22 protein-coding genes and 1 riboswitch are annotated in these 25,766 nt (G+C 72.8%); of the genes, 8 read left to right on the forward strand and 14 right to left on the reverse strand.

The features are described from left to right. Positions 1–68: 68 nt before the first annotated feature. Together ACYSUO_RS31415 and ACYSUO_RS31420 are read right to left on the reverse strand one after the other, a co-directional pair. Complete coding sequence (locus ACYSUO_RS31415) at positions 69–923, reverse strand: ABC transporter permease (protein WP_461779605.1); 855 nt, start codon at positions 921–923, stop codon at positions 69–71. After that, positions 920–1,963, reverse strand: coding sequence for an ATP-binding cassette domain-containing protein (locus ACYSUO_RS31420; RefSeq protein WP_461779606.1), 1,044 nt, complete (start codon positions 1,961–1,963; stop codon positions 920–922). The genes ACYSUO_RS31415 and ACYSUO_RS31420 overlap by 4 nt, the downstream gene beginning before the upstream one ends. 176 nt (positions 1,964–2,139) lie before the next feature. Between ACYSUO_RS31420 and ACYSUO_RS31425 the strand changes: the two genes are divergently transcribed. Then, on the forward strand, positions 2,140–2,577 hold the full coding sequence (locus ACYSUO_RS31425; RefSeq protein WP_461779607.1) for an SH3 domain-containing protein: 438 nt from the start codon (positions 2,140–2,142) through the stop codon (positions 2,575–2,577). A 33-nt stretch (positions 2,578–2,610) separates the two neighbouring features. On the opposite strand, the gene ACYSUO_RS31430 is transcribed toward ACYSUO_RS31425, so the two are convergent. Then, on the reverse strand, positions 2,611–3,063 hold the full coding sequence (locus tag ACYSUO_RS31430; RefSeq protein ID WP_461779608.1) for a hypothetical protein: 453 nt from the start codon (positions 3,061–3,063) through the stop codon (positions 2,611–2,613). Between the two features lie 124 nt (positions 3,064–3,187). Here ACYSUO_RS31430 and ACYSUO_RS31435 point away from each other — a divergent pair, with 124 nt between their 5' ends. Beyond that, positions 3,188–3,823, forward strand: coding sequence for an NAD(P)-dependent oxidoreductase (locus ACYSUO_RS31435; RefSeq protein WP_461779609.1), 636 nt, complete (start codon positions 3,188–3,190; stop codon positions 3,821–3,823). Here the strand turns inward: ACYSUO_RS31435 and ACYSUO_RS31440 are convergent. The 5 genes from ACYSUO_RS31440 to ACYSUO_RS31460 all read right to left on the reverse strand — a co-directional run bounded on the left by ACYSUO_RS31440 (position 3,751) and on the right by ACYSUO_RS31460 (position 9,577). Further along, entirely contained in the window at positions 3,751–5,073 is a 1,323-nt protein-coding gene (locus tag ACYSUO_RS31440; protein WP_461779610.1) for a PP2C family protein-serine/threonine phosphatase, read from the reverse strand. The two genes, ACYSUO_RS31435 and ACYSUO_RS31440, sit on opposite strands and share 73 nt — an antisense overlap. Before the next feature lie 72 nt (positions 5,074–5,145). After that, positions 5,146–6,561: an IclR family transcriptional regulator domain-containing protein gene (locus ACYSUO_RS31445; protein WP_461779611.1), complete on the reverse strand. Its 1,416-nt coding sequence runs from the start codon at positions 6,559–6,561 to the stop codon at positions 5,146–5,148. A 49-nt stretch (positions 6,562–6,610) separates the two neighbouring features. Continuing rightward, the gene (locus ACYSUO_RS31450) at positions 6,611–7,435 is read right to left on the reverse strand and encodes a ParB/RepB/Spo0J family partition protein (RefSeq protein ID WP_461779612.1); all 825 of its coding nucleotides are present in this window, start codon (positions 7,433–7,435) and stop codon (positions 6,611–6,613) included. Then, positions 7,435–8,280, reverse strand: coding sequence for a nucleotide-binding protein (locus tag ACYSUO_RS31455; RefSeq protein ID WP_461779613.1), 846 nt, complete (start codon positions 8,278–8,280; stop codon positions 7,435–7,437). Before ACYSUO_RS31455 ends, ACYSUO_RS31450 begins: the two co-directional genes overlap by 1 nt. A 58-nt stretch (positions 8,281–8,338) precedes the next feature. Beyond that, complete coding sequence (locus tag ACYSUO_RS31460; protein ID WP_461779614.1) at positions 8,339–9,577, reverse strand: MFS transporter; 1,239 nt, start codon at positions 9,575–9,577, stop codon at positions 8,339–8,341. A 100-nt stretch (positions 9,578–9,677) separates the two neighbouring features. Between ACYSUO_RS31460 and ACYSUO_RS31465 the strand changes: the two genes are divergently transcribed. Together ACYSUO_RS31465 and ACYSUO_RS31470 are read left to right on the forward strand one after the other, a co-directional pair. Then, positions 9,678–10,625, forward strand: a complete 948-nt coding sequence (locus ACYSUO_RS31465; RefSeq protein ID WP_461779615.1) for a LysR family transcriptional regulator — start codon at positions 9,678–9,680, stop codon at positions 10,623–10,625. A 66-nt stretch (positions 10,626–10,691) separates the two neighbouring features. Then, positions 10,692–11,654: a S8 family peptidase gene (locus tag ACYSUO_RS31470; RefSeq protein ID WP_461779616.1), complete on the forward strand. Its 963-nt coding sequence runs from the start codon at positions 10,692–10,694 to the stop codon at positions 11,652–11,654. Here ACYSUO_RS31470 and ACYSUO_RS31475 read toward each other — a convergent pair whose 3' ends face one another. Together ACYSUO_RS31475 and ACYSUO_RS31480 are read right to left on the reverse strand one after the other, a co-directional pair. Continuing rightward, positions 11,655–13,442, reverse strand: coding sequence for a DUF6049 family protein (locus ACYSUO_RS31475; protein WP_461779617.1), 1,788 nt, complete (start codon positions 13,440–13,442; stop codon positions 11,655–11,657). Positions 13,443–13,788: 346 nt separating this feature from the next. Beyond that, positions 13,789–13,977: a VOC family protein gene (locus ACYSUO_RS31480; protein WP_461779618.1), complete on the reverse strand. Its 189-nt coding sequence runs from the start codon at positions 13,975–13,977 to the stop codon at positions 13,789–13,791. Between the two features lie 120 nt (positions 13,978–14,097). On the opposite strand from ACYSUO_RS31480, the gene cbiE reads away from it, so the two are divergent. Then, positions 14,098–15,360, forward strand: a complete 1,263-nt coding sequence (gene cbiE, locus ACYSUO_RS31485; RefSeq protein ID WP_461779619.1) for a precorrin-6y C5,15-methyltransferase (decarboxylating) subunit CbiE — start codon at positions 14,098–14,100, stop codon at positions 15,358–15,360. Then, a complete protein-coding gene (cobM, locus tag ACYSUO_RS31490; RefSeq protein WP_461779620.1) occupies positions 15,357–16,100 on the forward strand; it encodes a precorrin-4 C(11)-methyltransferase in 744 nt (247 codons plus the stop codon). The genes cbiE and cobM overlap by 4 nt, the downstream gene beginning before the upstream one ends. Before the next feature lie 255 nt (positions 16,101–16,355). On the opposite strand, the gene ACYSUO_RS31495 is transcribed toward cobM, so the two are convergent. Continuing rightward, positions 16,356–17,477, reverse strand: coding sequence for a cobalt-precorrin-5B (C(1))-methyltransferase (locus ACYSUO_RS31495; RefSeq protein ID WP_461779621.1), 1,122 nt, complete (start codon positions 17,475–17,477; stop codon positions 16,356–16,358). An 11-nt stretch (positions 17,478–17,488) separates the two neighbouring features. Here ACYSUO_RS31495 and ACYSUO_RS31500 point away from each other — a divergent pair, with 11 nt between their 5' ends. After that, positions 17,489–18,259, forward strand: a complete 771-nt coding sequence (locus ACYSUO_RS31500; RefSeq protein ID WP_461779622.1) for a cobalt-precorrin-6A reductase — start codon at positions 17,489–17,491, stop codon at positions 18,257–18,259. Here ACYSUO_RS31500 and cobJ read toward each other — a convergent pair. From cobJ to cobG, 3 genes are read right to left on the reverse strand one after another with little or no spacing between them, the layout of a single operon-like run. Then, positions 18,256–19,770 (reverse strand): precorrin-3B C(17)-methyltransferase, encoded by a 1,515-nt coding sequence (cobJ, locus tag ACYSUO_RS31505; protein WP_461779623.1) that lies wholly within the window; start codon positions 19,768–19,770, stop codon positions 18,256–18,258. The genes ACYSUO_RS31500 and cobJ overlap by 4 nt on opposite strands. Further along, complete coding sequence (locus tag ACYSUO_RS31510; RefSeq protein WP_461779624.1) at positions 19,767–20,417, reverse strand: precorrin-8X methylmutase; 651 nt, start codon at positions 20,415–20,417, stop codon at positions 19,767–19,769. The genes cobJ and ACYSUO_RS31510 overlap by 4 nt, the downstream gene beginning before the upstream one ends. 8 nt (positions 20,418–20,425) lie before the next feature. Then, positions 20,426–21,808: a precorrin-3B synthase gene (gene cobG / locus ACYSUO_RS31515; RefSeq protein ID WP_461779625.1), complete on the reverse strand. Its 1,383-nt coding sequence runs from the start codon at positions 21,806–21,808 to the stop codon at positions 20,426–20,428. Between the two features lie 85 nt (positions 21,809–21,893). After that, positions 21,894–21,987: riboswitch (cobalamin riboswitch) on the forward strand. Between the two features lie 53 nt (positions 21,988–22,040). On the opposite strand from cobG, the gene cobN reads away from it, so the two are divergent. After that, positions 22,041–25,763: a cobaltochelatase subunit CobN gene (cobN, locus tag ACYSUO_RS31520; protein WP_461779626.1), complete on the forward strand. Its 3,723-nt coding sequence runs from the start codon at positions 22,041–22,043 to the stop codon at positions 25,761–25,763. The last annotated feature ends 3 nt before the right edge of the window (positions 25,764–25,766 follow it).

Below are 25,766 nucleotides of genomic sequence, written 5' to 3' on the forward strand. Positions count from 1 at the left end.
GTTCCAGGCAAGGCCCCGGCCGCGCCGTGCGCGACCGGGGTGCCTGCATACGGACTACTGCCCAGGGCCTACTTGCGGTTGTAGAGCCGCATCGTGATCGGCCCGAACACGGCGATCAGCAGCGCCGCCCAGCCCAGCGACCACAGCACCTCGGCCGTCGGCCAGTCGCCGTCCATCAGGCCGCGCACGGCGGACGCGACGTGCGTGACGGGGTTGTTGTTGACGAAGGCCTGGAGCCAGCCCGGCATCGTCTCGGGCTTCACGAAGATGTCGCTGAGGAACGTCAGCGGGAAGATCACCATCATGCTGACGCCCATCACCGACTTCTCGGTGCGCAGCAGCAGCCCGAACATCGTCCAGATCCACGAGAACGCGAAGGAGAAGACCAGCAGGACCGCGATGGCCGCGACGACGCCGAGGACCCCGCCGTCCGGCCGGAAGCCCATGATCAGGCCGACCGCGAGCATCACGACGGACGCGATCGTGTAGCGCAGGGCGTCGCCGAGGAGGTACCCGACCATCACGGAGGGGCGCCAGATCGGCAGCGTACGGAAGCGGTCGAAGACGCCCTTCTCGATGTCGGTGTTGACCGAGACGCCCGTGTACATCGTGATCATCACGACCGACATCACGAGGATGCCGGGCAGCAGATATTGGATGTACTCGCTCGGGGAGCCGGCCAGGGCGCCGCCGAACAGGTACGTGTACATCAGCACCATCATCACGGGGAACGCCGTGACGTCGAAGAGCTGCTCCGGCACGTGCTTGATCTTGAGGATCGCGCGCCAGCCGAAGGTGAGCGACGCGGACAGGGCGCTGGGCCGGGGCGGGCGCTCCTTGGCGATGAGCAGCTCGGCGAGGGACTCGGCGCTGACCGGGGCGAGTTCCTGCGCTTCGGTACTGGGGGTGGTGGCGGTGGTCATGCCGTCGCCTCCTCGGACTTCTGGTCCTGTCCGGACGTCTGGTCCCGTACGGGGTTCTGGTCCTGTACGGGCTGGTCGGTGAGGGCCAGGAACACCTCGTCGAGGCTGGGCTGGCCGAGGGCGAAGGTGTCCACGGTGATGCGGGCGGCGGCCAGTTCGGCGAGCGCGCGGGAGGCCTGCTCGGCCGCGCCCCGGCCGTTGTCGGCGCCCCCGACGCGGGCGGTGAGCGCCACCGGGTCGGGCTCCAGGACCACCTGGGCGTCGAGCACGGAGGTCAACAGCCGCTCTGCGTCCGGGCGTTGGTCCGCGTCGCGCAGGCGTACGTGGACGGATCCGGAGCCGACCGACGACTTCAGCTCGCCCTTGGTGCCCTCGGCGATCACGCGGCCCTTGTCGATGACGGCGATCCGTGCCGCCAGCTGGTCGGCCTCGTCGAGGTACTGGGTGGTCAGCAGGACCGTCGTGCCCTGCGCGACGACCGCGCGGACGATCTCCCACACCTGGTTGCGGCTGCGCGGGTCGAGCCCCGTGGTCGGCTCGTCAAGGAACAGCAGGTCGGGGGTGTTGAGGATGGACGCGGCGATGTCGATACGGCGCCGCATGCCGCCCGAGTAGTTCTTCACCTGGCGTCCGGAGGCCTCCAACAGGCCGAAGGCGTCCAGGAGTTGCTCGGCGCGCGCGGCCGCCGGCTTCTTGCCGTGGCCGGTCAGGCGGGCCAGCAGCACGAGGTTCTCGTGGCCCGTCAGGTCCTCGTCGACCGACGCGTACTGGCCGGTGAGGCTGACGCGGGAGCGCACCGCGTCGGCCTCGCGCACCACGTCGTGGCCGAAGACATGGGCCTCGCCCGCGTCGGGCCGCAGCAGCGTGGCGAGCATCTTCACGGCGGTGGTCTTGCCCGCGCCGTTCGGCCCGAGCACGCCGTAGACCGTGCCGGCCGGGACGGTCAGGTCGATGCCGTCGACGGCGCGGTTGTCGCCGAAGGTCTTGACGAGGCCCGCGGTCTCGATGGCCAGGCCGGTCGTGGTGGCGGTGGTGCTCATGTCGGGTGCCCCTCTCGGTCACGTCACAGAGGAAGACCGGGGCTGCGACGGGAACTCATCGGCCGCCCGCCCGGCGCCACCGGGGCTCCGGTGGAGCACTGGGCCGAACGGGTGTTTCCTGGACGTGGGGGCGTGGAGATCTTGGGGGCCCGGGGGGCCACTCTGGGAGGCCGATCATGCGCCGAACCACTCCGGCCCTGGCTGCCGCCGGGCTTCTGGCGGGCGGACTGCTCGCCGTGACCGCCGCGGCACCGGCCAGTGCGAACAGCGGGGACGTCGTCTGGGGGACGGTCGTCTCGCAGTCCGATCTCAACCTGCGCTCGGGGCCGAGCACCTCGGCATCCGTCGTGTACCGGCTCGCGCCGGGCAGCCAGGACCGTATCGAGTGCGCCACCGACGGCTCGTCCGTGCACGGCACGTCGACCTGGTACTGGTTCACCGGCGCCCGCGGCTGGGCCAGCGCCGCGTACGTGGACACGGGTGGCCGTGGCGTGCCGAGCTGTACGTCCGGGGCGCCGTCCGACGGGCCGCGGCACGATCACGATCATGACCACGGCCCGAGCGGCTGGTACTACCGGGAGACGGAGACCCGGGAGTTCGGCGTCTGGTACTAGAACGTACGTTCTATGTGGCCGTACGGGCGGCGGCTATACGGGCGCGTACTCGCTCGCCGAGTAGTACCGGTAGTACGTGCCCACGAACGTGGACGCCCCGACGACCAGGCCGAGCATGATCGACCACAGGATCGCGGGATCCGAGAGGCTGTGCAGGAAACCGACCGCGATGCCGGCGAAGGCGCCCCAGGCCGAGGCCCGCGCGAGGAAGTGCCGGCCCGCCTGCTGCTTCGACCAGTGGTGGATGCCGAAGCAGAGCGCCGCCACGATGATGCCCGTGACGAAGCCGAGCGCGATGTTGCCTCCGGTGACCTCGCCGCCGTAGCGGTCGATGCTCGCCGCCCAGAAGCCGTACGCGATGCCGGTCACGACGGGAACGACGACGGCCGCGCTCGTCGGGGAGAGCGCCACACCACCGGTGCCGTGTGCGGTGCTGCCGCGTCCTCTGGTGCCACGTCCGGGTGCGGGTGCCGCATGCTGAGCCATGACGGGCTCCTTTCTGCCAGGCCCCCTCGGATGCCCCGAGTTCCGCTTACTCGCCTTCCATTGACCTCTCGTGGCACGCCCTTCGCAACATGCGCGCGGTGGCGCTCCGTGTTTCGCTGAGCCCATGAACATCCTGCTCCTGGGCGCCACCGGCATGGTCGGCAGCCGTATCGCCGCAGAGGCCCTGGGCCGCGGCCACAGCGTGACCGCCGTCAGCCGCTCGGGCGACGTGCCCGTCGCCGGTGTCACGGCTGTAGCGGCGGACGTCTCCGACGTGCAGCGGCTGTCGGAACTCGCGGGCGGGCACGACGCCGTGGCCTCCGCCCTCGCGCCGCCCCGCGACGGCTCCGATCCGCAGAAGCCGTTCCTCGCGCTCAACCAGTCCGTGGTCGCCGGGGTGCGCGGGTCCGGGGTCGCGCGGCTCGTGGTGGTCGGCGGGGCGGGCAGCCTGGAGGTCGCGCCGGGCGAGGCGCTGGCGGACCAGCCGGACTTCCCCGACGCGTACCGCGGTGAGGCGCTCGCGCACCGGGACGTGCTCGCGTATCTGCGTACGGTCGACGACCTGGACTGGACGTACATCTCGCCGGCCGCGGAGATCGGCCCGGGGGAGCGCACCGAGGAGTTCCGGATCGGCGGCGACCGGCTGATGACGGACGCGCACGGCGAGAGCCGGATCAGCGCCGAGGACTACGCGCTGGCCTTCGTCGACGAGATCGAGCGCGACGCGCACTCCAGGAAGCGCATGTCGGTCGCGTACTGAGCCACGGCCCCCTGAACGGCCGAGTCGTCCGCAGTCTTCTTCGGCCGGTACTCGTACAGCTCGGCGTCCGCCTCGTTCTGGTACGGCGCGCGCTCCGCGGTCCTGCGGATCACGGTGATCGCTGCGTCGTCGCTCGGCGGGCCGTACCGGTGCTCGCGCAGGTCGTCCGACAGGCGGCGCAGCAGCGCCTCGGGCGGCTCCTGCGCGCCGCGCGGGGACAGCAGGCGCGGCAGCCGTTCGCGTACGGGGTAGAAGGTGCCGTCCTCGTCGCGGCACTCGGTCACGCCGTCGGTGAAGAGGATCAGCGTGTCCCCGACCTCGAAGGGCAGCCGGGCCACGCCGGGCCCCGCGGCGCTCAGCGTCCCCATGCCGAGGGGGAGTCCGGCCGGGAGGTCGGGGGTGTGCACGCGGCCGTCCGCGGTGACGACCAGCGGCGGCTCGTGCCCGAAGTTGACGACGTCGACGACATCGGGGGCCGTCGGTGGGAAGTGCAGCAGAAGGCCGGTGGAGAACGCGTCCGTGAGGCCCTCGTCGTTGGTGATCCGGGTCCAGGCGCTGTAGCGCTGCATGGCGATCTCCAGGCGCCGGGCCACCTCCTCGATCCGCTCCTCGTGGTACGCCGCCTCCCGGAACGCGCCGAGCAGCCACGCCGACGCGGACACCGCGGGCAGGCCCTTGCCGCTGACGTCGCCGAGGACGGCGCGCACTCCGTGCGGCGAGGGCTGGAAGTCGTACCAGTCGCCGCCGACGCGGGCCGCGCGGGCGGCGGGCTGGTAGAAGTCGGCGATGCGCAGGTCCTCGAAGCGCTCGGGCAGCCCGCGCATCACCGCGCGCTGCGTGGCCTCTGCGATGTCCGTGAGGGCCTGGAGGCGGGCCCGCTGCTCCTCCCTGCGGCGCGCGATCAGCACGCCGAGCAGGCCGCCGGTGCCGATCATCAGCGGGCCGAGCACGGCCCAGCCGCCGCTCGGCACCGGCTCGACCGCCTGTAGTGCGATGTAGACGCAGATCAGCAGCCCGGTGACGACGGCCGTGACGGACACGGGCGCGAGCAGCGCCACCATGACCGGCACGAGGCCGAGCAGGGCGCGCGCCCGGAAGTCGGCGGGCGTCGCCACGTCGAGGGTCGTGATGATGAGCGTCATCACCGCGACGAGCAGTACGACGGCACGCCAGCCGCCCGTGGGGCGGGAGTCGGAAGGGGCCGCGCCACGGATCGAGGAGTAGAAGCCGCTCGAGCCACGAGATGTCATCACATAAGAGAATGCGGGGCATTCGTCGCGAGGAGTAGGGACCAAGGTCCGTACGCCGGTGAGATCCGGGTCTCAGTGCACCGGGACGCTGACGAAGCGTGAGGTCACGTGCAGGTCCGCCGCGATCAGCGCCGCGGTGTCCCGCAGCGCCTCCGTCCACGCGTCGTCGTCCCAGCGGCCCTGGTGTGCGGTGACGTCGAGCGCGGACACGACCCGGCCCGCCCGGTCCCGCACCGGCACGGCGACGGACCGCAGCCCTGCCTCGGGCCCGTCGGCCACGGCCGACTCCCCGCCGCCCTGCAGCAGCCGCCCGGCGGCCGTGTCCTTCGCGGGCAGCCGGGAGCCGACGCCGATGTCCACGCTCATGACCCGGCGCGGCGTCACCCGCGCGGTGCACCGCACCCGGTCGCCGTCCGCCACGGAAAGCCCGACGGACTCGCCGAGCCGCTTCGACAGGGCCGCGAGGTGCGGGGCGGCGATGCGGGGGAGCGTGGTGCGGGAGAGCGGGGCGCAGCCGAGGGTGAGGACGCGGGGGGTGAGGCGGTAGGCGCGGTCCTCGTGGGTCACGTAGCCGAGGTGCTCGTAGGTGATGAGGGCGCGGCGGGCGGTTGCACGGGCGAGCCCCGTGGCCTCGGCGATCTCGGTGAGCGTGAGGGTGGGGTGGGCGCCGTCGAAGGCGGTGAGGACGCGGAGGCCTCTGGCGAGCGACTGGATTGTTGCGGGAGCTTCATCCTCGGTCGCGGGGCTCTGCCCCGGACCCCGCTGGCTCTCGTCCAAGAGCGGGGCTTGATATTGATGCGCCAGCGCCGCTTCCATCTCTCGTACCGACTTCTCCAAGGCGCCCCGCACCGCCCCCGGAAGCTCCCCCGCCGTATGCCGGCTCGTATGGCTGACCACGCTCACCGCACACACCACATCCCCGTCCGGGCCCCTCACCGGCACCGCCACCGCGACCAGACCCCGCTCCACCAACTGGTCGTCGACCGCGAGGGACAGGCCGTCCCGGAACACCAGACCCGGCGCACACCCACCCCCCGGCAGCGCGTCGCCCACCCGGAAGCTGATGGACAGGGCGCGCCTGCGCAGCACCTGGTGGACGAAGCGGATGCCGTCGCCGTCGGGGACCGCGAGGGAGACGGATTCGTCGAGCTCGTCGGCCAGTTCGTCGGCGAGCGGGCCGAGGACTCCCGGCACCCGCAGCGCGTCCAGGCAGGCGTTGGCGACGGCCATCAGGGGCGGGGCGAGCGAGGCGTCACGCCCGTCGAGGCGTACGAAGCCCAGGTGGGCGAGGGTCGCGCAGATCCGGTCGACTGTGGAGCGGGCCAGGCCCGTGGCCCGCGCGAGGTCGGCGAGGGCGAGCGTGCCGTCCCCACCTTCGGCGTCCGTGAGGCTCCGCAGCACGTCGAGGCCGCGCATCAGCGGGGCGACGGCCTCGGCGGGCGGCTGCGGGGTCACGGGCGGGGACGGCACGGTCGGCACTTCGAGCACGGGGCCACGGTAAGCGACCACGGAGACCGTGTGGACGACACGGCGTCGACTATCGGCCGAGCAGTTCGATGATCCGGTCGAGGGTGGCGGGGGCAAGATGCCGGCGCAGCGCCTCGACCACATCGTCCGGGGTCCCCCGGCTGTCGATCTTGATTACGCCGTAATCGCGGCCGCGCTTCTCCTTGCGGGCGGCCGGGACGGTCGCGGCGGCATCCGGCTCGCCGGGGAGTACCTGTTCGTCCTTCGGGAGGCGGGCGATGCGGCGGGCGTCCTCGATGGAGACACGGCCGTCGGCGAGCGCCTCCTGGATGTCCTCGCGCAGCTTCATCAGCGACAGGCGCTGGGAGATGAAGCCCTGCGTCTTGCCGATCCGGGCGGCGACCTGGCGCTGCGAGTAGCCGTAGGAGGTGATCAGGCCCTGGATGGCCTGGGCCTGCTCCAGTTCCGTGAGGTCGTCGCGCTGCACGTTCTCGATCAGCGCGTCCTCGTCGGAACGCGTCGCATCGTCCCTGACAAGGACCGGAACCTCGTCCAGGCCCGCCATCCGGGCCGCCGCGAGCCGCCGGTGGCCGTGCAGGACGACGTACGGGGCGTCGCCCACGGCCTCCTTGTGGTGCGGGCGCGCGGCGAGGAAGACGGCGGCGGAGACGACGCCGAGGGCCTGGAGGACGCCGCGTTCGCGGACCGTCTCGGCGAGCCCGTCGAGGTCGCGCAGCTCGTGCCGCGGGTTGTCCGGGTTCTCGGTGAGATCGCCGATCGGGACGGTGAGCGGCTTGGTGTCGGGGCGTCTGCGCTGGGCCGGCGCCGCGGCCTGCTCCTCGGTGGCCGCCTTCTCGGAGGACAGGAGCGAGGACAGGTCGGTACGGCGCCCCATCAGATGTTCACCTTCTTCTTCGTGGCCTTGGCGGTCTTGGCGGCTGCGGCGGTCTTGGCCGTCTTGGTGGCTGCCGTGGTGCTCTTCGCGGCCGGCTTCGTACGGGAGGACTTCTTGCTGCGGGCCGGCGCCGGGATCGCCGCGAGGCCCACCTCCAGGGCGAGCCGGAAGAAGTCCTCGCGGGCCTGCAACGCGACCCGGTTGGCGCCGTACTGCGTGACGACGAGGCCGTCCGCGCTGGCCCGCGTGTGCAGCTTGTAGTGGCGCACGACGGTGCGCGCGAGCGGCCAGTCCTGCGCCTCGACGAACGCGCGGGTCTGCGCCAGATCGGCCTTGCCGTCGCGCGGGTCCCAGTTGTTGATGACCACACGGAAGGGCAGGCCACGGGGCTTCACGACCCGCTCCACCGTGCGCTGCGTGGGCTGGAAGCCGAGCGGCTCCGGCTCGATGGGGACGATGACGTCGGTGGCGTTGGAGAGCACCGCGCGCAGGGCGTCCGCGGCCGCGCCCTTGCCGAGGGGGTCGGCGCCGTCGTCGTCGGCGAGGTCCAGCCAGCCCGGGGTGTCGACGAAGACGTGCTGGGCGGACGGGATGCGGGAGAGCGCCGCGAGCCCCGAGAGGTCGTCGTGGGCCTGCACGAAGTCGAAGGGGAGGCCCTCGCCGACCCGCTCCGACCACCACACGGCCGAGCCCTGCGGGTCGATGGAGACGGCGACGACGGGCGGGCGTTCGGCGTCGGGGGCGCCCGCGCCGAGCACGTCGGCGGTGACGGCCGCGAGGTTCACGGCGAGCGTGGACTTGCCCACGCCGCCCTTCTGATTGAGGATCACGTGTACGTTTGCCACGAAAGCTCCCTAACTCCCTGAACCGGAAAATCCGGTGCATTTGGGTGTTTGTTCGTGGTCACTCTGGCAGCGTGGGCGCCGCGGGGCGGGGTGTACACGCCGGGGAGCGCAGGCCGCGCAGCAGCAGGGGCGTCGCGAGCAGCAGCACTCCGGCGAGCGCGAGCGCCCCGCGCGTCCCGATCAGCGCCGCGAGGACGCCCCACACCAGCGTGAGCGCGGCGGTGACGGCCCGTTGGGTGACGGTCCAGGCGGACAGCACCCGCGCCACCCGGTCGTCGTCCGTCAGCCGCAGCCGCTCGGCCGCCATGACGGGGCTGAAGACGGCGGAGCACGTGATGAGTCCGAACTCCACGACGACCACCACGAGCATCCCCGCGACCCCGGGCCCCACGAACGCGAGCCCGATCGGCCAGCACGCCCGGACCGCGCCGCTCACCAGGAGCACCCGCCGCTCCCCGTACCGCCGCACCAGCGGCCCGGTGAGCCGGGAGCCGGCGAGCCCGCCCAGGCACGGGATCCCGAAGACCAGGCCGTACTGCCAGGGGGCGAGCCCCAGGTCGTCGAGGAGCAGCACCGCCATGAGCGGGGCGCCCACCATGATCAGGGCGTTCACCAGGCTGTTGTTGAGGAACAGGGCGCGCAGCCGGGGCTGCCGCCACAGATGGCGCCAGCCCTCCGCGATGTCTGCGGCGCTGAACCGGCCGCCGTTCGCGCTGCGCGCGGGCTTCGGCTCGGGTGCGCGGATGGCGCGGACGCCCACCGCCGACAGGACGTAGCTCACCGCGTCCAGGAGGACCGTCGTCAGCGGCCCGAAGGTGCCGATGAGCGCGCCGCCGAGCGGCGGGCCGACGGCCGTGGCGGTCCACTGCGTCGACTCGAACCGGGCGTTGGCCGCCAGCAGGCCCGCGTCCGGGACGAGCGCCTTGAGGTGGGCGCCGCTCGCCGCCCGGAACACGATGTCGGCGGCGGCCACGACCACGGAGACCAGGACGAGTTGGGTGAAGGTGAGCGCGTCGAGGGCGTACGCGAGGGGCAGCGTGAGCAGGGCCGCGCAGCGCACCAGGTCCGCGAGGACCATGACCGGCCGCTTGCGCCGGAACTCGATCCACGGCCCGAGCGGCACCGCCAGCAGCGCGCCGACCGCGAGCCCGGCGGCCGACAGGAACGACACCTGCGCGGCGCCGCTGTGCAGCACCAGGACGGCGATCAGCTGGAACGCGTCGAGCGCGAGCGACGAACCGGCGGTGCTCACCGCGAAGGCGGCCCACAGCCACCCGAAATCCCGCCCGAGCCGCATGGCGTGCCCTCCCGCTTGTGCCGCTGACCGGGAGATACAAGCCCCAAGCGACGCGCCGCGGCAAACAACCGACACCCCTATCCGTACAACCAATGGTTGTATGGGGAGCGTGGACCAGGAAACCGTACGCACCTTCGTCGCCGTCGCCGACGAGGGGCAGATCCAGATCGCCGCCGCCGAGCTCGGCATCACCCAGCAGGCCGCCTCCAAGCGCGTCGCCGCACTGGAGCGCGAGCTTGGCGTGCGCCTCTTCACGCGCGCCCCGCGCGGGGCGCGGCTCACCCTCGACGGCGAGACCTTCCTGCCGCACGCGCGGGAGCTGCTCGCGGTCGCCGAGCGGGCCGCCGACTCCGTGCGCGGCGGCGGGCGACCGCTGCGCGTGGACGTGCTCGGCGCCAACGTGATCACCAACGGGGTCGTGCAGGACTTCCACCAGGCCCACCCGCACCTCCCGCTCGACGTCGTCGCCCTCGGCCACGGCGGGCGGGCCGCGCTCGCGTCCGTACGGGAAGGGCGCATCGACGCCGCGTTCTGGACGCGCGCCGTGCCCGAGGACCGGCTGCCGCGCGAGGTGCGCAGCGCCCGCGTCATCGACGAGCCGGCCATCCTCGTCACCGGCGCGGCACACCCCCTGGCGGACCGCCCCGAGGTCACACCCGCCGAACTGGCAGGCCACCGGATCTGGATGCCCGGCATGGTCAAGGGCAGCGAATGGGCCGCGTATTACGAGGAGTTGGAGCGCGCCTTCGGCCTCACCATCGACGTCGGCGGCACCACCTTCGGCGGCGGCCACCTGCTGCGGACGGTCGCGGCGGCGGACGACGTGGCCACCATCATGGGCACCCGCACCCCCCTGACCCGCCCCGCCGACATCGAGCTCCGCTTCATCCCCGTACGCCGTCCGACGCCGCTCTACCCGCTGTCGCTGCTGTGGCGGGACGACAACCGGCACCCCGGTCTCGCGGCGCTCCGGGCGTATCTGACGGACCGGTACGAGCGGCAGGAGGACGGCTCGGGCGACTTCTGGACGCCAAACTGGGCGCGGTAGCACCGCCGTAGCCCACACGGCTGGCCACCACATGCGTGAGGCGGCGGGGGCCCGCAGGCTCGGATCATGCGCATCCGTACACCGCTCGTCGCCGCCACCGTCGCCAGCCTGCTGCTCCTGACCGCTTGCGGGGACGACAGCAAGCCGGACCCCATGCGGAAGGACCAGTGGGCCCTCGACGCGATGAAACTGCCGGCCGCCTGGGACACGTCGAAGGGCGACGACACGACCATCGCCGTCGTCGACTCCGGCGTCGCCACCGACCACCCCGACCTCAAGGGCCGGCTCGTCGACGGACACGACTTCGTCGACGGGGACGACGACCCCAAGGACCTCAACGGCCACGGCACCCACGTCTCCGGCATCGCCGCCGCCCACACCGACAACGGCGTCGGCGTCGCGGGCGGCGCGCCCGGCGCCAAGATCATGCCGGTGCGGGTGCTCGGCGCGAACGGCTCCGGGTCCAACGGCAACATCACCAGGGGCATCGTCTGGGCCGCCGACCACGGCGCCGACGTCATCAACCTCTCGCTCGGCGAGGGCGTCCTGATGACGAAGCTGCTCCAGGGCGGCATCCTCAACCAGGCCATCCAGCACGCCCACGACAAGGGCGCGGTGGTCGTCGCGGCGGCGGGCAACGACGGCGCGGACACCCAGCCGTACAAGGTGCAGACGCCGGTTCTGGTCGTCGGCGCCAGCACCGAGAAGGGCACGGCGGCCGACTTCTCCAACTTCGGTGCTGAGCAGGCCGTTTCGGCCCCCGGCGAGGACATCCTCTCCACGCTGCCGACGTACACGACGAAGGAGACCCTGAAGGACACGTCCGGCTACGGGAAGCTCTCCGGCACGTCGATGGCGGCGCCCTACGTCTCCGCGCTCGCGGCGCTCTTGCACCACCAGGGCCTCGACCCCGACGAGATCATCTCCACGATCCGGGAGACGGCCACCAACCCGAAGAAGAACGCCAAGCTCGGCCTCGGCATCGTGGACGCGGAGGCGGCGGTGAAGAAGGCGGACAAGGACTCGTAATCAGTCCTTCTGAACGCTCTCGTCCTGGCCGTCACCGTTCCCGTTCCGCCTGCGCACCCGGCGCATCCGGAACACCGCGGCCAGGACGATGAGCCCGACGCCCGCCGCCACCACGGCGATCGCCCCGGACGACACCGACGTCACGTCGACCTCGAAGGTCATCTCGTCGCCCCACGGCTTGCCGTCGCTCGTCGTGTAGAGCTGGGCCGTCAGACGCGCCTTGCCGTTGGCCTTCGCGGTGACGTCGATCTGGGAGGTGTGGCTCGCCGAGCCCTCGGCCGACACGGAGATCACGCCGTCGTTGACCCTGAGGCGCTCGGAGTCGCTCGACGTGACGCGCAGTTCGAGCCCGGAGACCTCCTGCTGCAACGCGTTGTCGACCGTGACCGGGATCGAGGCGTCGCCCGACGTGACCGTGACGGTCGTCTTCGGCACCAGCCGCAGCGACTTCACCGACGTCGACAGGAAGTCCGTCGTACGGTCCTGGAACGTCCGCTGCGCCGAGTCCTCCTCCACCCGCCACGCGGTGGCCAGCGCGCGGGCCATCGCCGCGTGCACGGACGCCGTGGTGTCCTTCGGGTCGGCGAGCACCTTGCTGAGGGTCGCGAGCCGGTCCAAGTTGCCTGCCGCGTCGGTCAGTTGGTCCTTGTCCAGCTCGCTGCCGCGCAGCCGTGCCGGGTACGCGGACGGGGACCCGGCCCTCCCCTTCACCGGGTCGTCGTCGGCCGCGCGGAGGTCCTGGAGGTCCAGCCAGCCGTCGTCGGTGCCGGTGTCGATGGCGGCGCCGAGCGCGTCCGCCGCCGTGCCCGACAGATTGCGGGGCGGTACGAGGACCGGGCGGGCGTTGGCCTTCACGAGCGCGGTGATGTGGTCGACGGTGTCCTTGTCGGCGGTGTCGGGGCTCGCGGAGGCGCTCGCGCTCGGGGACGACGTGGTGTCGCCGGGCGAGGGCGACGGCGACACGGAGGGCGTGGGGTCGGGCGCCCGGTCCTTGATGCGGCCGAGCGCGGTCGTGAGGTCGGCCTCGTAGGGCAGCGCCGTCATCGCGTCGTCGCCGCTGCCCACGGTCACCGGCTCTGCGCCCGCGGGCGTGAGCCCCTGGCCGGAGGCGAGGACCCGTGTCACGCCGAGCTTGGCGCCGAGCGCGGTCACGGCGGAGTCGAGCGCGCCGTCGGCCGGCCAGCCGAGCCCGGCGTGGGTGCCGATGCCGAGGATCCGGTCGACCCGCTTCTTCGTGTCGGCCGCGAGCCCGGACACGACCTCCGTGAGGTCATCGGTGTCCGTGCCGGGGTGGTGGGCCAGCGAGGCGAGGTCCGTGTCCGCGTACGGGAGGAGCCAGACCTCGCGGCCCTCGACGGCCTCCCGCAGCGCGCTGAGCCAGGAACGGGCCGCGCCCTGCCCTGTGCCCTCGGTGGTGTCCTGGGGGCTGGCGGAGTCGGCGTTCTTCGCGACGCGGTAGCCGGTGGACATCTCCTGCGCGGCGATCACCACGTCCGGGTCGAGCACCCAGCTGACGTCGCGGCCCTTGCCCGCCTCGACGACCTCGCGCAGCCGGCCACCGGGCGCGAACAGGCCGGCGAGCGAGTCGTCGTCGAAGACCGGCTTCGCGTCCGTGCCCGAGCCGAGGGCGGCCGCCGTCATGTGCGGGGTCGTGGTCACCGGCCAGACGACGGCGGCCTGCGTGGGGTCGTCCGCCGCGGTCGCCTCCGGCGTCGTACCGGGGAGGGCCGTGGCCCCGAGCACCATGGCGCACACGACCCAGGCCCGTGCCGTCCCGTTCCTCGCCATGCCGCCTCGTTCCCCTCTGCCGCCGGTCCCTGAGGTCTTGAGGTAACACCGTGGAGCAGGCCGGTACGAGGACCGTGCGGCCGGGCGGCGCGTCGGCGTCAGCCCTCCCGCTCCTCCAGTACGGAGCCGATCCGCAGCAGGTTCCCGTCCGGGTCGACGAGCGCGCTGCATCCCATCAGCGGGCTCCGCCCGCGGGCCCGCATCCCGTACACCGTGTCGTCGGGCTCGACGAGCCGCGGCGTCGGGTCGGGGGAAGCGCTGAGTCCGACGGCCCGCCACTCCTCGTACAGCGCGTCCGCGACGTGCGCGCCCCCGTCGAGCCGCAGGTCCGCGGCGTGCGCGGTGCTCAGCGGGTCGGTGTCGGGGCGTGGAAGAAGTGCAGTTCGACGGTGTCGCGTACGAGGATCGGACAGCCGTCGTCCGGATGGTGGGCGTCGGCCGTGAAGCCGAGGTCCGCGTAGAAGGCGACGGTCGCCTCCAGGTCGCGGCCGGGCATGACCGGGGCGACGCGGCCGGTCGTCGGGGTGCGGGACATCGGGCCTCCAGGGGCGCTCGGCCGGGGCGCCGATGTCGCCCGATAGAGTGCGGCTCCCGACGTCGACGGCCTTGACGTGACCTTCCCGAGCACGACGTACGACCTACGAGGTACCTGGCAGTGACTCCCGCGACCCCCGCGTCTCCCGCGCACTCCGCAGGACCCGTGGCGACCGTCGTCGGCATCGGGGCCGACGGCTGGCCGGGCCTCCCGGACACCTCGCGCACCGCGCTCCTCGCGGCCGACGCCGTCCTCGGCGGACCGCGCCAACTCGCCCTGCTGCCCGCCGAGTGCGCCGCCGAACGCGTCCCGTGGCCGTCACCCCTGCGCCCCGCCGTCCCTGCGCTCCTCGACCGGTACGCGGGCCGCCGCCTCGCGGTCCTGGCCAGCGGCGACCCGATGTTCTACGGGATCGGCCGGACCCTCACCGAGATCGCGGGCCCCGACGCCGTCCACGTCCTGCCGCACCCGTCGTCCCTCTCCTACGCGTGCGCGCGGCTCGGCTGGCCCGTCGAGGACACGGAGGTCGTGACGCTGGTCGGCCGCCCGGCGGACCGCCTCACGGCCGCGCTGCACGACGGCCGCCGCGTGCTGGTCCTGTCGGCGGGCGCGGACACCCCCGCCGAGGTGGCGGCGCTGCTCACGGCACGCGGCTTCGGCCCCAGCCGCCTCACGGTCCTGGAACAACTCGGCACCGAGCACGAGTCGTCGTACGAGGGCGTGGCCGAGGTGTGGCCGCACGCCCCCAGCGACCCGCTCAACGTCATCGCCATCGACTGCCGCCGCGCCCCCGACGCCCTGCGCCTCGGCGCGGTACCGGGCCTGCCCGACGCCGCGTACGACAGCGACGGCCAGCTCACGAAGCGCCACATCCGCGCTGCGACGCTGGCCGCGCTCGCGCCCGCGCCGGGCGAGCTCCTGTGGGACGTGGGCGGCGGCTCGGGCTCGATCGCGATCGAGTGGATGCGCACGCACCCCTCCTGCGCCGCGTACACGGTGGAGAAGAACCCGGCCCGGGCCGAACGCATCGCAGGCAACGCGTCCCGCCTCGGCGTCCCGACGCTGCACGTGGTGACGGGCCCGGCCCCCGCCGCCCTGGCCGAACTCCCTTCTCCCGACGCGGTGTTCATCGGCGGCGGCCTCACGGCTCCAGGCTTGCTGGAAGCCTGCTGGGCAGCGCTCCGCCCGGGCGCCCGCCTGGTCGCGAACACGGTCACCCTCGAATCCGAAGCCCTCCTGGCGGACTGGTACCGCCGCCACGGAGGCGAGCTGGTGAAGCTCTCCGTCGCCCACGCGGTGCCGGTCGGCGGTTTCACGGGTTGGCGGCAGGCGATGCCGGTCACGCAATGGTCAGTAACGAAAACAGGGGTTGAGGATCGATGACCGTCTACTTCATCGGGGCGGGCCCCGGAGCCGCGGACCTGATCACCCTGCGCGGCGCGCGCACGCTGGCGGCGTGCCAGGTGTGCCTGTACGCGGGCTCACTGGTCCCGGAGGAACTCCTTTCCGAGTGCCCACAGGACGCACGCCTCGTGGACACCGCGAACCTCGACCTCGACGCCATCGAACGCGAATACGTGGCGGCGCACGAGGCGGGCCACGACGTCGCCCGCCTCCACTCCGGCGACCCGTCCGTCTTCAGCGCGGTGGCGGAACAGATGCGCCGCCTGGACGCGCTCGGCATCCCGTACGAGGTGGTTCCCGGCGTCCCGGCGTTCGCGGCGGCGGCAGCGGCACTGAAGCGCGAACTGACGGTCCCCACGGTCGGCCAGACGGTCGTCCTCACCCGCATCGCCCAGCAGGCCACGCCCATGCCTCCCGGCGAGGACCTGGCCACGCTGGGCGCGAGCGGCGCACTCCTGGTCCTGCACCTGGGCGCGCGCTACGTGGACCGGATCGTGTCGGAACTCCTCCCCCACTACGGCGAGGACTGCCCGGCGGCGGTCGTCGCCTACGCCAGCCGCCCCGACGAACTCGTCCTGCGCGGCACCCTCGCCGACATCGCGGACCAGGTGAAGGCGTCGGGCGTCCTGCGCACGGCGGTCATCCTGGTGGGCCGCACACTCGGCGCTTCGCAGTTCCGCGACAGCCACCTGTACTCCGTCGACCGGGAGCGTTCCTAGGCCACGGGGCTCCGCCCCGGCCCCCGCGCCTCAAACGCCGGCGGGGCTGATATCGCCGAACCGGCGTTGACGCCACGGGGCTTCGCCCCGGGCCCCGCGGGCTCTCGTTCACAGTGCGGGGCTTGATTTTGCCCACCTGCCGCTGAAGCGGTCGACGAGGTCGCCCTCGACTTGGGCAATCTGCCGCCTTGGGCGGCAGGGTGGGCAAGGCGGCCCCCGGTGCCGCGTGTCGATGCGACGGGCCCGGCCCCGGTGTCAGTCGCCGGAGCGGCCGACGACTGTTCCCGCGCGGTCGATGCAGATGACGTCCACCGCCACCGGGGCCCCGCGCAGGACGAGGAGGGCCTCGTCGCGGGCCGTGGTTGCCACCAGGTCGCCGAGGGGGACGTTTGCCGCTTCGCAGAGGCGGAGGGCCTCCAAGCCGGTGTTGGCGGATGCCACCTCGGTTGCGAGGGTCTCCGACGCGCCGCCGCGCCGGGCCAGGTCCGCCAGGAAGGTCTTGTCGACCTGGGAGCGGCCCGAGTGGAGGTCGAGGTGGCCTGCCGCCAGTTTGGAGAGTTTGGCGAAGCCGCCGCAGATGGTGAGGCGGTCCACCGGGTGGCGGCGGATGTACTTCAGGACCGCGCCCGCGAAGTCGCCCATGTCGAGCAACGCGTCCTCGGGCAGGTCGTGTTCGCGGACGACCGTCTTCTCGGACGTGGAGCCCGTGCAGCCCGCCACGTGTGTGCGGCCCGCCGCTCTCGCCACGTCCACGCCGCGGCGGATCGAGTCGATCCACGCCGAGCACGAGTAGGGGACGACGATGCCCGTCGTGCCGAGGACCGACAGGCCGCCGAGGATGCCGAGGCGGGGGTTCCAGGTCGAGCGGGCGATCTCCTCGCCGTGGTCGATGGAGATCGTGACCTCTACGTCGCCGGGGGCGCCGTGCGCCGCCGCCACCTGCGCGATGTGGGTGCGCATCAGCTCGCGGGGGACGGGGTTGACGGCCGGTTCCCCGACGGGCAGCGGGAGACCGGGGCGGGTGACCGTGCCGACGCCCGGGCCCGCCTTGAAGACCACTCCCGAGCCGGGCGGGAGGCGTCGCACCGTGGACCGTACGAGCGCGCCGTGCGTGACGTCCGGGTCGTCGCCGGCGTCCTTGACCACGCCCGCCGTCGCGGACTCCCCGTCGTGGGACTCGACCGCGAGGGCGAAGGACGGCGTCTGGCCCTTCGGGAGCGTGATCGTCACCGGGTCGGGGAAGTCGCCGGTCAGGAGCGCCGTGTACGCGGCCGTGGTCGCGGCCGTCGCGCAGGCGCCGGTCGTCCAGCCGGGGCGCAGGCCGGTGTGCTTGAGTTGGGCGCCGCGTCCACCCTTCGCTTCTGTCTCACCACTCATGGAGTTCCCCGATGCCGCACGTGCTGATTCTCGGCGGGACGACCGAGGCCCGGCGCCTGGCCGAGGCCCTGCATCCGCACGTCCGTGTGACCAGTTCGCTCGCGGGGCGCGTCGCGGCGCCGCGGCTGCCGGTCGGGGAGGTGCGGATCGGTGGGTTCGGCGGTGCCGAGGGGATGGCCGAGTGGTTGCGTGAGCACGCGGTGCACGCGGTCATCGATGCCACCCATCCCTTCGCCGAGACGATCAGTTTCAACGCGGCGCGGGCCGCCGCCACCGCCCATGTTCCCTTGCTCGCGCTGCGGCGGCCCGGGTGGGTGCCGGGTGTGGGGGACGACTGGCGGGAGGTCGCGTCGCTGGAGGAGGCGGCGGAGGCGGTGCGTGGGGCGGGGCGGGTCTTTCTCACCACGGGGCGGATGGGTCTCGCCGCGTTCGCCCATGTCGACGACGCGCGCTTCCTCGTACGGTCCGTGGATGCGCCGGAGCCGCCGTTTCCGCCGCGGATGGAGGTGTTGCTGGACCGGGGGCCGTTCACGCTGGACGGCGAACGCGCGGTCCTCGCGGACCATCGCATCGACGTCCTGGTGACGAAGGACAGCGGCGGTGCGGCGACGTCCCCGAAACTGACCGCGGCCCGCGAGGCCGGGGTACCGGTGGTCGTGGTCCGCCGCCCCCCGGTCCCCGACGGGATCCCGGTGGCCACGACCGTCGAGGAAGCGGCCACCTGGCTCAACGCCTCGGGGCTCTGCCCCGGCCCCCGCTCCTCAATCGCCGGAGGGGCTTAAAAGTCGGGGTAGCGGCGTGGGGTCCACGTCACCGTTCGGCCGTCCGCACGGACCACCGCCTGGGTCTGGGACGACCCGACGATCAGCAGCGTACGCATGTCGACGACCTCCGGGTCCAGGTCCGCGAGGCGGACGACGCGGACGCTCTCCTCCGGCCCGCCGACATCGCGCGCGAGCACCACCGGGGTGTCCGGCAGCCGCAGCTCGAGGAGCAGCTCGCGCGCCTTGCCCACCTGCCAGGTCCGGCTGCGCGAACCGGGGTTGTAGAGCGCCAGGACGAGGTCCGCGGCCGCCGCCGTACGGAGGCGTTCCGCGATGACCTCCCACGGCTTGAGCCGGTCCGACAACGAAATCGTCGCGTAGTCGTGGCCCAGCGGCGCACCCGCCTTCGCCGCCGCCGCGTTGGCCGCCGTCACGCCGGGCAGCACCCGCACCGGTATCCCCGAGTAGCGGTCCTCCGAAGCGACTTCGAGCACCGCCGTCGCCATCGCGAAGACGCCGGGGTCGCCCCCGGAGACGACCGCCACGCGATGCCCGCGACGGGCCAGGTCGAGGGCGAACTCGGCGCGCTCGGACTCGACCTTGTTGTCCGAGCCGTGCCGCACCTGCCCCGGCCGTTCGGGCACGCGCGCGAGGTACGTGGTGTAGCCGACGAGGGCGTCCGAATTCGCGAGGGCGCCGCGCGACTCGGGCGTCAGCCAGGGTGCGCCGGCCGGACCCGTACCGACGACCACGACCTCCCCGCGAGCCGGGTCCGGCTCCGTCACCGGCTCCGCGTCCACCCGCGAGGGCAGCACGGCGACGGAGAAGTACGGCACGGACGCCGGGTCGATGTCGGCGAGCGCACCCGTCCGCTCGCCGTCCATGAACGCCCGCTCGACATAGCGCGCGTCGTCCAGCCGCCCCGAACTCTCAAGCGCCGCCCGCACCTTGGTGAACGTACGACCCAGCTTCATGACGACCGCGGAGTCCGCCGCGGCGATCCGCGCGGACAGCTCGTCCTCCGGGAGCGTGCCGGGGATGACGGTCAGCGTCTCCTTGTCCTCGCACAGCGGCTGCCCGAGCCGTGCGGCCGCCGCGCTGATGGACGTGACACCCGGGATGACGGTCGTCTCGTAACGGTCGGCGAGCCGCTTGTGCATGTGCTGGTACGAGCCGTAGAACATCGGGTCGCCCTCGGCGAGCACGGCCACCGTGCGGCCCGCGTCGAGGTGGGCGGCGAGGGTGGCGGCGGCCTCGGCGTAGAAGTCGTCGAGCGCGCCCCGGTAGCCGCCGGGGTGGTCCGTGGTCTCGACCGTGAGCGGGTACATCAGCCGCTCCTCGATCTGCCCCTCACGGATGTGCTCCGCGGCGATCGAGCGCGCGATGGAACGCCCGTGGCGCGCGCAGTGGTACGCGATGACGTCCGCGGAGGCGATCGCCTTCACCGCGGCCACCGTCATCAACTCCGGGTCGCCGGGCCCGAGCCCGACGCCGTACAGCTTTCCCTGCTGGGAAGGGGCGTTGCTCATGCCCGGTCCTCCATGATCTCCGCCTCGGTCGCGATCGCGTTCAGTGCGGCGGCGGTGATCGCGCTGCCGCCCCTGCGTCCCCGTACGACGAGGTGTTCGAGGCCCAGTTCGTTCGCGGCGAGCGCGTCCTTCGACTCGGCGGCGCCGACGAAGCCGACGGGTATGCCGAGCACGGCGGCGGGCTTGGGCGCGCCCTTCGCGATCATCTCCATGAGGTGGAAGAGCGCGGTGGGCGCGTTGCCGATGGCGACGACGGCGCCGTCGAGCCGGTCACGCCACAGTTCGAGCGCGGCGGCGCTGCGCGTGGTCCCCAACTCGGCCGCCAGGTCCGGGACTTGGGGGTCACGGAGAGTGCATATGACCTCGTTGTCGGCGGGGAGCCGCTTGCGGGTGACGCCGCTGGCGACCATGTGGGCGTCGCACAGGATGGGCGCCCCGGCGCGCAGCGCGGCCCGCGCGTTCGCCACGACGCCGGTCGAGTGGCCGATGTCCTGTACGAGATCCACCTGGCCGCAGGCGTGGATCATGCGGACGGCCACCTGGGCGACGTCGGCGGGCAGCGCCGCGAGTCCGTCCGCGGCTTCCGCGCGGATCGTGGCAAAGGACTCGCGGTAGATCGCCGCGCCGTCCTTCTCGTAGTCGAACACGGTTGGTCTCAGCTCTCGGTGTGGTGGGGGACGGAGGGGACGGTGGTGGTGTGGCTGCCGTCGGGCTGCGCCACGATGTCGACGTACGGCTCGGCGGGGTGTCCGCAGCGGCGTTCGCAGCCGGACCAGTAGGTGGGGAGGGTCGGGTGGGCCTCGTCGATGTGGGCGGTGGCGTCGGCGCGGACGTCGGCGTGGGACTTGGCGCACCCGGGGCGCCCGATGCATGCCGCTACGCGGGTCCAGGGGGAGGTGGGGTCGGCCACGAGCCCGGTCTCGGCGAGCCGCTCGATCTGCTCCGGCGTGGCACCGGGTACGACGACGCTGCGCCAGGGCGTCAGCCGAAGCTCCCGCGGAGCCAGCCGCCCGGCCAACTCGGTGAGCGCGTCCCACTGACGAGGCCCGATGGCCCCGAACGGCACGGTGACCACCGGCCGGGCACCGGGGCCGGGCCCAACGTCCTTGTTGCGCTGCACCGGGGGCCGCCTTGCCCACCCTGCCGCCCAAGGCGGCAGATTGCCCAAGGCGGTGGCGGCCACATTAAGCCCCTGCGGCGATTGAGCAGCGGGGTCCGGGGCGGAGCCCCGTGGCGTCAACGCCGGTTCGGCAAAATCCAGCCCCTGCGGCGATTGAGCAGCGGGGTCCGGGGCGGAGCCCCGAGGCGTCAACCACGGGTGGGTGGACAGGCGACGGGTCAACTCGTCCGCGGGAAGCTCCAGTTCGGCGACACGCCACACCCGCCCCGACGCCTCCCGCGCCGCCGCCACAAACACCTCCGCCGCGGCAACCGCGACCTCCACCGCCCGACCGTACGGAACCCGGACCCCCGCCTCCCCGAGGAACACCTCCGCCTCCCCGGACGGCAGCCCCTGAACCAGCACGTCGGGCCGCAGCGCCGCCACGTCCCCCCGACCGTCGTCCAACCCGAACAGGAACCGCCCGGACAACTCCGGCGTGACGGAACTCGCACACAGCCCCGCGTCGAGCCCGGTCAACCACTCCCGCACATCCACGAACCCGTGCCCGTCGAGCCCTGACATCGGCGAAGCCACCACGTTGCGGACCCGCTCGTGCGCGGCGGACGGCAGCAGCCCCGCCGCCCCGAGCACCTCCGCGAGCTCACCCCCGCACCCGTCCCGCAAACCCCGCAACTGCACATTCCCCCGCGAGGTGAGATGCAGCATCCCGTCCCCGAGCCGCCCCGCCACCTCGGCGAGCGCCCGCGCCTGGTCCACGCCCAGCACTCCACCGGGGATCCGGACCCGCGCGAGAAACCCGTCGTCGGCCATGTGCAAGCGCAAAGCGCCAGGGCAGGCGTCACCGGAGCCCGTCGAGGCTGCACCCGGCTCAGGGGGCGGGACGGATATGGGGGAGGGGGACATGCCGGGGAGCATACCTATGGGCTCTTTCCACCACCCCGTACCAGGTCGTCGCCCGGCACCGTACGATGCTCGGTGGCTGCCCGGACCCGGTCGGCCATCGCCGGCGACGGCGACAGGGGAGGAAGCCCGGTGTGATTCCGGCGCGGTCCCGCCACTGTGAACTCTCCACAAGGAGAGCGAGCCAGGAACTCCCTTACACACGACCACCCGGGGCGCGGACACCCCGAGGAAGGCCAGACGACGCATGCCCCAGCAGCTCCTGCTCCTGTCGACGTCGGACACCGACCTGCTCAGCGCGCGTGCGGCCAACGCCGCCGACGCCCCGGTCGCGTACCGCTTCGCGAACCCTTCCCGCATCGACGTGGAGACGGACCTGCCGGGCCTCCTCGACGGCGTGGACCTGGTGGTCGTACGCCTCCTCGGCGGCGTCCGCGCCTGGCAGGACGGCATCGACCGGCTCCTCGCCGCCAACGTCCCGCTGGTCGTCCTCACCGGTGAACAGGCCCCCGACGCCCAGCTGATGGCGACGTCCACGGTGCCGGTCGGCATCGCGGCAGAGGCCCACAAGTACCTGGCGCACGGCGGCCCGCAGAACCTGGACCACCTGGCCCGCTTCCTCTCGGACACGGTGCTGCTGACCGGCCACGGCTTCGAGCCGCCGGTCGCCGCGCCGACCTGGGGCCCGCTGGACCGCGAGCCCTCCGCGCAGCACGAAGACACGCAGCACGACGACGCCCCCACGGTCGCCGTGCTGTACTACCGCGCCCACCACATGAGCGGCAACACGGCGTTCGTGCACGGCCTCTGCGACGAGATCGAGCGCGCGGGCGCCCGCCCCCTCCCGCTGTACGTGGCGTCGCTGCGCGCCCCCGAGCCGGAGCTGATCGACGCCCTGCGCCCGGTCGACGCGATCGTCACGACGGTCCTCGCCGCGGGCGGTACCCGCCCGGCGGAGGCGAGCGCCGGCGGCGACGACGAGTCGTGGGACGCGGGCGCGCTCACGCAGCTCGACGTCCCGATCCTCCAGGCCCTGTGCCTGACCTCCTCCCGGGCCGACTGGGAGGAGAACGACGAGGGTGTCTCGCCGCTGGACGCCGCGAGCCAGATCGCGGTGCCGGAGTTCGACGGCCGCCTCATCACCGTCCCGTTCTCCTTCAAGGAGATCGACGAGGACGGGCTCCCGGCGTACGTCGCCGACCCCGAGCGCGCGGCACGCGTCGCCGGGATCGCCGTACGGCACGCCCGCCTGAGGCACATCCCCGCGCAGGACAAGAAGCTCGCGCTCGTCCTGTCCGCGTACCCGACGAAGCACTCGCGCATCGGCAACGCGGTGGGCCTCGACACCCCCGCGTCCGCGGTGTCGCTGCTGCGCCGGCTCCTCGACGAGGGCTACGACTTCGGGGACCGGGCCGAGATCCCCGGTCTCGCCTCCGGCGACGGCGACGAGCTGATCCGCGCGCTGATCGACGCGGGCGGCCACGACCAGGAGTGGCTCACCGAGGAGCAGCTCGCGAAGAACCCGGTCCGCATCCCGGCCGCCGACTACAAGCGCTGGTACGCGACGCTGCCGCAGGAGCTGCGGGAGAGCGTCGAGCAGCACTGGGGGCCGCCGCCCGGCGAGATGTTCGTGGACCGGTCGCGCAACCCGGAGGGTGACATCGTCCTGGCCGCCCTGCGCCGCGGCAATCTGCTCATCCTCATCCAGCCACCGCGCGGCTTCGGCGAGAACCCGATCGCGATCTACCACGACCCCGATCTCCCGCCGTCCCACCACTACTTGGCGGCGTACCGCTGGATCGCGGCGTCCTCGGGCGACGGCGGTTTCGGTGCGGACGCGATGATCCACCTCGGCAAGCACGGCAACCTGGAGTGGCTGCCGGGCAAGAACGCGGGGCTCTCGGCGGCGTGCGGTCCTGACGCGGCGCTCGGCGATCTGCCGCTGATCTACCCGTTCCTCGTGAACGACCCGGGCGAGGGCACGCAGGCCAAGCGCCGCGTGCACGCCACGCTCATCGACCACCTGGTGCCGCCGATGGCGCGTGCGGACTCCTACGGTGACATCGCCCGCCTGGAGCAACTCCTCGACGAGCACGCCCAGATCGCGTCCATGGACCCGGCGAAGCTGCCGGCGATCCGGGCCCAGATCTGGACCCTCATCCAGGCCGCGAAGCTCGACCACGACCTGGGGATCGAGGACCGGCCCGAGGACGAGGGCTTCGACGACTTCATCATGCATCTCGACGGCTGGCTCTGCGAGATCAAGGACGTCCAGATCCGCGACGGTCTGCACGTCCTCGGTGCGGCGCCCTCCGGGGCGGACCGGGTCAACCTGGTCCTGGCGATTCTGCGTGCGCGCCAGATCTGGGGCGGCAACCAGGCCCTGCCGGGGTTGCGGGAGGCGCTCGGCCTCGACGAATCCGCTGCCACCCTGGCGTCCGCCGACGAGGCGGAGGCCATGGCCAGGGCCCTCGTCGAGGCGATGGAGGCGGCGGATTGGGACCCGGCGGCGGTCGGTACCGCCTTGTCCGCCCTCACGCCTCGGGGCTCCGCCCCGGACCCCGCTGCTCAATCGCCGCAGGGGCTTGATGTGCCGACCCCCGCCGAAGGCGAAGGGCCCAACCCCGTTGCCGAGATCCTGGAGTTCGCGGCTCGCGAGGTCGTCCCGCGGCTGGGCGACACCACGGCCGAGCTCACCAACGCCGTCCGTGCGTTGGAGGGGCGGTTCGTGCCGGCGGGGCCGAGTGGCTCCCCGCTCCGCGGGCTCGTCAACGTGCTGCCGACCGGTCGGAACTTCTACTCCGTCGACCCGAAGGCCGTCCCGAGCCGACTCGCGTGGGAGACGGGCCAGGCGCTCGCCGACAGCCTCCTCGCCCGGTACAAGGACGACAACGGCGAGTACCCCACCTCCGTGGGCCTCTCCCTCTGGGGCACGAGTGCCATGCGCACCGCCGGCGACGACATCGCGGAGGCCCTCGCCCTCCTCGGCATCCGCCCGGTCTGGGACGACGCCTCGCGCCGCGTCACCGGCCTGGAGCCGATCCCGTACGAGGAGCTGAACCGCCCCCGCATCGACGTCACCCTCCGGATCTCCGGCTTCTTCCGCGACGCGTTCCCGCACACCATCGGCCTCCTCGACGACGCGGTGCGCCTCGCCGCGTCGCTCGACGAACCGGCCGAGATCAACTACGTACGCGCGCACACCCAGGCCGACCTCGCCGAGCACGGCGACGAACGCCGCGCCACCACCCGTATCTTCGGCTCCCGCCCGGGCACGTACGGCGCCGGTCTGCTCCAGCTGATCGACTCCAAGGACTGGCGCACGGACGCCGACCTCGCCGAGGTCTACACGGTGTGGGGCGGATACGCGTACGGCCGCGGCCTGGAGGGACGCTCCGCCCGTACGGAGATGGAGACGGCCTACAAGCGGATCGCGGTCGCGGCGAAGAACACGGACACCCGCGAGCACGACATCGCCGACTCGGACGACTACTTCCAGTACCACGGCGGCATGGTGGCGACCGTGCGCGCGCTGCGGGGCAAGGCCCCCGAGGCGTACATCGGCGACTCCACCCGTCCCGAGACGGTCAAGACCCGCACGCTCGTCGAGGAGACGTCCCGCGTCTTCCGCGCCCGCGTCGTGAACCCCAAGTGGGTCGAGGCGATGCGCCGCCACGGTTACAAGGGCGCCTTCGAACTCGCCGCGACGGTGGACTACTTGTTCGGCTACGACGCCACGACCGGCGTCATCGCCGACTGGATGTACGACAAGTTGACGGAGACGTACGTCCTCGACGAGACGAACCGCCAGTTCCTCAGCGAGAACAACCCGTGGGCCCTGCACGGCATCGCGGAGCGGCTGCTCGAAGCCGAGTCGCGCGGCATGTGGGAGAAGCCGGACCCGCAGACGCTGGAGGCCCTCCGCCAGGTGTACCTGGAGTCGGAGGGCGACCTGGAGGCGGACGACTAGGCC

The sequence above is a fragment of the Streptomyces sp. UC4497 genome, from assembly GCF_054871485.1.